Here is a 5,226-nt window from a genome sequence, read left to right as displayed (position 1 = left end):
GTCGATGGCGATGCGGTCGTCGCCGAGCGCAAGGTCTATCTGATGCTGAACAAGCCGCGCGGGCTGGTCACCACCCGCGACGACCCGCAACAGCGCGACACCGTCTATGCCTGTCTCGAAGGGCTCGATTTGCCGTATGTCTCGCCGGTCGGCCGTCTCGACAAGGCCAGCGAAGGCCTGCTGCTGATGACCAACGACACCCGCTTCGCCAACCGGCTGATGGATCCGGCCTCGCATCTGCCCAAGACCTATCACGTGCAGGTCGCCACGGTGCCGGATGAAACGCTGCTGGACAGGTTGCGCGCCGGCGTCACCCTCGACGGCGAGACCCTGGCGGCAAACGCGATCGAACTTTTGCGCAGCGGCGGCCGCACCGCCTGGCTGGAGATCGTGCTCGACGAAGGCAAGAACCGCCACATCCGCCGCCTGCTCGCCGCCCACGGCATCGAGGTCAAGCGCCTCATCCGCATCGCCATCGGCAGCCTGCCGCTCGGCAACCTCGCCAAGGGCACGGCGCGGCATCTGACGGCGGAGGAACTGGCGTTGCTGGCTGAGTAAGCGGCGCGTCGCCACCAGCCGAAAAACGAATCTGCTATTCGACGTTGATCCTGATGACCGTCCTTGACGCATATCCATAGAAGGTATGAAGGGACAAAGTCACCTCGTCTCGCCCTTTGAAACCGGGGGCCGACCGATACATGACCTTGATCCCGTCGACCTTGCGCGAATCGCATTTCGCACGCGCATCTTTCTTGGCGTAGTGCGCATAGGTCTTCCCGTTCATAATCATCAGCTTTCCATGACTTGGTCCGGAAATTGCTCTCAAATCATCCTTGCCGGCCTTCGAACAGTCGGGGTTGAGGGTCGATCCTCCGTAGAGAAAAATCTCCTGTCCGGAGAGTGCCGTTTTTTCATAGCTGAACGAGTGGGTATACGCGGCGGCTGGACAGACCGAAAACCCCAGAAGCGCAAGCACCGTCATGATACCCGTTGTGCGGCGGATCATATCAACTCCCCTCAGCCTTATGAATTAATTCACCCGCCGACAGTTTTAGGATGGCTTTCGAGCCAATCGCCAATCACGGGCGCAGTACTTCCAATCAATTCTTGGTTATCAGAATAGAGTTTTGCCGATGCGTTTTGCTTCTGGCAATGGATCGGCTCTGGCGTTGCTGCGCGCTCGAGCAAACGTCCCGCCCGCCAGGCCGAAAGCGACCTGGCCATTCATTGCGGCAGTGGCGACCGGATCGAACGGCTAGAGCAGTCGATCAGGCCTTGTTGGTGATCCACATGGTTGGCGCGCCGACCACGCCGGCGCTCGCCATCGCCTCTTTCAATTTTGGGTTTTTGATGAAGGCCTGCGCTTCGGCGGCACTGGCGAAATCATGCGTCACGGTGACGTCGTTGGGGTTGTCCGCCTCCTGATAGACGGCCTCCGCCTTCACGCCGTTGGCCTTTTGAACCGGGGCGAACCCGTCATAGACTTTGCGCCATGCCTTGTAGTCGGACACGGTATGTCTCACGAACAGCGTCGTCATCGTACATTCCTCCCAGGCTGTTGTTATTGGTGCGCCCAAGAGATCGGCGATGGGCCGTCCAGTTTATCGCCCCAATCATGTCCTTGGCAAACCGGCGAACGAATGAGAGCCGCCTGACAGGCGCCCCGGAAAGATTTTTGCCGACGTGCCGATGAATTCCACCCGCCTCGGCTGTCCTGATCATCAGGCGCCGGAATTCCTCCGGGCCGGAACAGCGAGGTGAACCATGGGATCGTTGCAAGGTCAAAATGTTGTCGTCGTCGGAGGCAGCCGGGGCGTCGGCCGCTCCATCGTGAAGGCTGCGCTGAGCGAGGGAGCAACCGTGCTCGCCGTCGCCCGGGGCGCGGACGCTTTGAAGGAACTCTCCTGGGAGGCGTCAGGCGTAAGGACGCTCGTGGCGGACGCCACGCAGGAGGTGGCACCCGATGCGGTCTTCGCCGCTCTCGAACCGGACGTGCTGGTGATCTGCGCCGGTGCCTTCGCCCCGTCGGCACCGATTCAGGACCAGGGCTGGGACGAATTCTCCGCCAATTGGGAAATGGACGTCAAGGCGTCCTTCCTGTTCTGCCAGGCGGCGCTGCGCGGCCGGCTGAAGCCCGGCAGCCGCGTGGTGCTGATCTCCAGCGGCGCTGCATTCAGCGGCGGCCCGCCCAATTCCGGCGGCTACTCCGGCGCCAAGCGCATGCAGTTGTTCCTCGCCGCCCACAGCCAGAAGGAAGCCGACCGGCTTGGCCTCGGCCTGCGTTTCATGGCGCTGGCGCCGATGCGCATCATGGCCGGCACCGGCGTCGGCCAGCGCGGCATATCGGGCGTTTCGGCCTATCTCGGCATCAGCCCGGCGGATTTCCTGGCCAGCATGACCGATATGCAGACGCCCGCCGATGTCGCCAGCGCCGTGGTGACGCTTGCCGGCGGCAAGATGCAGGGCACCGCCTTCACGGTGAGCGGCAGCGGCCTTGCGGCGGCGGCGTGAGGCGCGCAGGATGGCCCGAAATCGTTACAGTGGACTTGAAATGACGGATGCTCCTGGCGCTTCCGGGTCATCGGGCCGGCCGGTCCTCGACCGGCCGGCCTTCGAGCGCCTGACCACCACCCACCGCCGCGAACTCAAGCTGCACTGCTACCGGATGATGGGCTCGCTGCACGAGGCCGACGACCTCGTCCAGGACACGTTCCTGAAGGCATGGCGCGGCCGCGCGCAATTCGGCGGCCACGGCTCGCCGCGTGGCTGGCTCTACGCCATTGCCACCAACAATTGCCTCAACGCGATCAAGGCGAGGTCGTCGGCGCGCCGCATTCTCGAAGAGCCCGCACGGCCGTCGACCGAAGGCCGCGCCGCTGCCGGGCCGGCCGCCGAACTCGCCTGGCTGGAACCTTACCCGGACGCCGAGCTGCCCGATCTCGCCGATGGCGCACCCGGGCCGGACGCACGCTACGAAACCCGTGAGGCCGTCCGGCTGGCCTTCGTCGCGGCGATCCAGCTTCTGCCGCCCAGGCAGCGCGCCGTGCTTTTGCTGTGCGACGTGCTCGGCTGGTCGGCGCTGGAGGCGGCTCAATTGCTGGGCGGCTCGACGGCGTCGGTCAACAGTGCCTTGCAGCGGGCGCGCGCCACACTTGGCGAACGCTTTCCAAAGGGGCGGCCACTGCAGCGCGCGCGGCCAAGCCCCGACGAGGACCTGCTGCTCGAACGCTATATCAGGACCTGGGAGGCCGCCAATCTCGATGGCTTCGTCGAACTGCTGCGCGAAGACGCCACCTACCACATGCCGCCATGGCATGACTGGTATCAGGGGCGCCAGGCGATCCACGACTTCTTCAAGACCGTGTGGAACAATTACGCCGGCTATCGCGCGGTGGCGACAAGGGCCAACGGCCAGCCCGCGGTCGCGATCTACGCGCAGCGGTTTCACGACCCGGAATGGCGCGCGCAATCGCTGCACGTCATCGAGCCGGCCGAAGGCCGGATCACCGCGCTGACGGTCTATGTCGGCCCGCTCGGCCCCGATTTGTTCGCGGCTTTCGGCCTGCCGCCGGTCTGGACCGAACCCGAAGCGTAACCGTCACAACTCCTCTCCTGACAGAAAGCTGTCAGGAGGCCTGGTCTATGCATCGGCTGGGAAGCCCGCTCGCGGCTTCGAGATCAAGGAGCCAATGCGATGAATTTCGTCTCTGTCCGCATCATCACGTCAGATGTCCAGCGCCTCGTGCGCTTCTACGGTGAGATCACCGGCATGCCGGTGACCGTATACACGGAAGACTTCGCCGAACTGGCGACCCCGGCCTGCACGCTGGCAATCGGCAGCACGCGCACCCTGATGCTGTTCGGCGGCGACATCGCCCGCCCCGCCGACAACCACACCGCCATCCTCGAATTCCGCGTCGGCGACGTCGATGCCGAATTCGCCCGGCTGTCGGACCTCATCAAGAAGACGACCGTGCAGGAGCCGACCACCATGCCTTGGGGCAACCGCTCGCTGCTGTTCCGTGACCCCGACGGCAATCTGGTGAATTTCTTCCAGCCCATCACCGCCGAGGCGATCAGGAAGTTCGAGAGGTAGGAGGCGGGCGCGCGGTTTGAGTTGATTAGCGTCCAGCATCGGAATTAGCCAAAGCCACCCAACACGTCGTCATCCTAGGGCGAAGCAGGAGCGCAGCTCCGTCGCGGAGACCCTAGGATCCATGCCGGGACCTTTGCCGTGAAGCGCAGCGGAGCAGAATTCCGCACCGTGGCTGCGCCCCGAAGTCGCGGCATGGATCCTCGGGTCTGCGCCGCGTCGCTTCGCTCCTTGCTTCGCCCGTGGATGACGAAGACGATAGGCGTCACCGCATCTGGTTGATGTGGCCTGCCTACTTCCCGTTCCACTTGCGCACGACCGGCTCGGTCAGATCATGCTCATAACCCAGCACGCTGATGCTGGCCGTGTCGAGCACGAACAGCGCCCCGCCTTCCGGCGGCAGGCCGAGCCAGCGGGCGGCGAGCACGCGCAGGAAATGCGCGCTGGAAAAAATCAGTATGTCGGCATTGGCCTTGCGCAGGCGATCGATAATCCTGTCGGCGCGGGCGCCGACATCGGCCGCCGTCTCGCCTTGCGGGCAACCGTCGCGAAACACGTTCCAGCCCGGCCGCTCGGCCAGGATTTCCTTGGTCGTGCGCCCTTCATAGGCGCCGTAATCCCACTCCTGCAGATCGTCCAGCTTGAGGCTCGCGGCCCCAAAGCCGGCAAGCACGCTGGTGTTGTAGGCGCGCTGCGACGGGCTCGTCCAAACCTGCGAAAACGACAGGCCTTTCAAGCGGTCCGCCACACCGCGCGCCGCCGCTTCGCCGGCCGGCGTCAGCGGCATGTCGGTGCGGCCTGTATGCTGCCCCGAAAGGCTCCACGCGGTCTCGCCATGCCGGACCAGATGGATCTGTGGAAACGCGCTGCTCATGGAATGCCTTTCAAAGTTGCCGGCACCTTAGAGGACGATTTCGCGAAGGGGAATCCGGCTGGCGAAATTCATGCCTCTTCTCGATGCGCCGGCGCCGCTCCTCATCTGGCTGCCGCCATCTTCTCCCCGTAAACGGGAGAAGGACGCTGTCGCCGCTGGTTTCGCCAATCGGCAGCGTTGCAAGTGAGGCCGCGGCGTTGAGGCAGCTTCTTTCTCCCAGTTTACGGGGAGAAATGCCCGGCAGGGCAATGAGGGGCAG

8 protein-coding genes are annotated in these 5,226 nt (G+C 64.3%); 4 read left to right on the top strand and 4 right to left on the bottom strand.

Annotation, left to right across the window (positions count from 1 at the left end):
* Positions 1 to 558: pseudouridine synthase (locus EOA36_RS26855; protein WP_145969321.1), on the top strand; the 558-nt coding region annotated here is incomplete at its 5' end.
* Between the two features lie 34 nt (positions 559 to 592).
* Here EOA36_RS26855 and EOA36_RS26850 read toward each other — a convergent pair.
* Positions 593 to 1,006, bottom strand: a complete 414-nt coding sequence (locus EOA36_RS26850; protein ID WP_127280132.1) for a hypothetical protein — start codon at positions 1,004 to 1,006, stop codon at positions 593 to 595.
* 262 nt (positions 1,007 to 1,268) lie between these two features.
* Entirely contained in the window at positions 1,269 to 1,538 is a 270-nt protein-coding gene (locus EOA36_RS26845; protein WP_127280131.1) for a cyclase, read from the bottom strand.
* 226 nt (positions 1,539 to 1,764) lie between these two features.
* Between EOA36_RS26845 and EOA36_RS26840 the strand changes: the two genes are divergently transcribed.
* From EOA36_RS26840 to EOA36_RS26830, 3 genes are all read left to right on the top strand, one after another.
* Positions 1,765 to 2,511 (top strand): SDR family NAD(P)-dependent oxidoreductase, encoded by a 747-nt coding sequence (locus tag EOA36_RS26840; protein WP_127280130.1) that lies wholly within the window; start codon positions 1,765 to 1,767, stop codon positions 2,509 to 2,511.
* A gap of 40 nt (positions 2,512 to 2,551) precedes the next feature.
* Positions 2,552 to 3,595, top strand: a complete 1,044-nt coding sequence (locus tag EOA36_RS26835; protein WP_127280129.1) for an RNA polymerase subunit sigma-70 — start codon at positions 2,552 to 2,554, stop codon at positions 3,593 to 3,595.
* Between the two features lie 99 nt (positions 3,596 to 3,694).
* The gene (locus EOA36_RS26830; RefSeq protein ID WP_127280128.1) at positions 3,695 to 4,096 is read left to right on the top strand and encodes a VOC family protein; all 402 of its coding nucleotides are present in this window, start codon (positions 3,695 to 3,697) and stop codon (positions 4,094 to 4,096) included.
* A 289-nt stretch (positions 4,097 to 4,385) separates the two neighbouring features.
* Here EOA36_RS26830 and EOA36_RS26825 read toward each other — a convergent pair whose 3' ends face one another.
* Both EOA36_RS26825 and EOA36_RS37800 read right to left on the bottom strand, forming a co-directional pair.
* Entirely contained in the window at positions 4,386 to 4,967 is a 582-nt protein-coding gene (locus EOA36_RS26825) for a histidine phosphatase family protein (RefSeq protein ID WP_127280127.1), read from the bottom strand.
* A 10-nt stretch (positions 4,968 to 4,977) separates the two neighbouring features.
* A partial coding sequence (locus EOA36_RS37800; RefSeq protein WP_210212429.1) for a hypothetical protein occupies positions 4,978 to 5,226 on the bottom strand: 249 nt, incomplete at its 5' end.

It is taken from the genome of Mesorhizobium sp. M8A.F.Ca.ET.021.01.1.1 (assembly GCF_003998025.1).
In the GTDB taxonomy this organism is placed as follows: domain Bacteria; phylum Pseudomonadota; class Alphaproteobacteria; order Rhizobiales; family Rhizobiaceae; genus Mesorhizobium.
The sequence above is the reverse complement of the archived record's forward strand: the minus strand, read 5'-3'. Positions and strand labels throughout refer to the sequence as shown.

What these genes read in the sequence shown, in the direction of transcription:
- EOA36_RS26845 (WP_127280131.1), bottom strand. Translation starts at nt 1,538, where the DNA reads ATGACGACGCTGTTCGTGAGACATACCGTGTCCGACTACAAGGCATGG.
- EOA36_RS26840 (WP_127280130.1), top strand. Translation starts at nt 1,765, where the DNA reads ATGGGATCGTTGCAAGGTCAAAATGTTGTCGTCGTCGGAGGCAGCCGG.
- EOA36_RS26830 (WP_127280128.1), top strand. Translation starts at nt 3,695, where the DNA reads ATGAATTTCGTCTCTGTCCGCATCATCACGTCAGATGTCCAGCGCCTC.
- EOA36_RS26835 (WP_127280129.1), top strand. Translation starts at nt 2,552, where the DNA reads ATGACGGATGCTCCTGGCGCTTCCGGGTCATCGGGCCGGCCGGTCCTC.
- EOA36_RS26850 (WP_127280132.1), bottom strand. Translation starts at nt 1,006, where the DNA reads ATGATCCGCCGCACAACGGGTATCATGACGGTGCTTGCGCTTCTGGGG.
- EOA36_RS26825 (WP_127280127.1), bottom strand. Translation starts at nt 4,967, where the DNA reads ATGAGCAGCGCGTTTCCACAGATCCATCTGGTCCGGCATGGCGAGACC.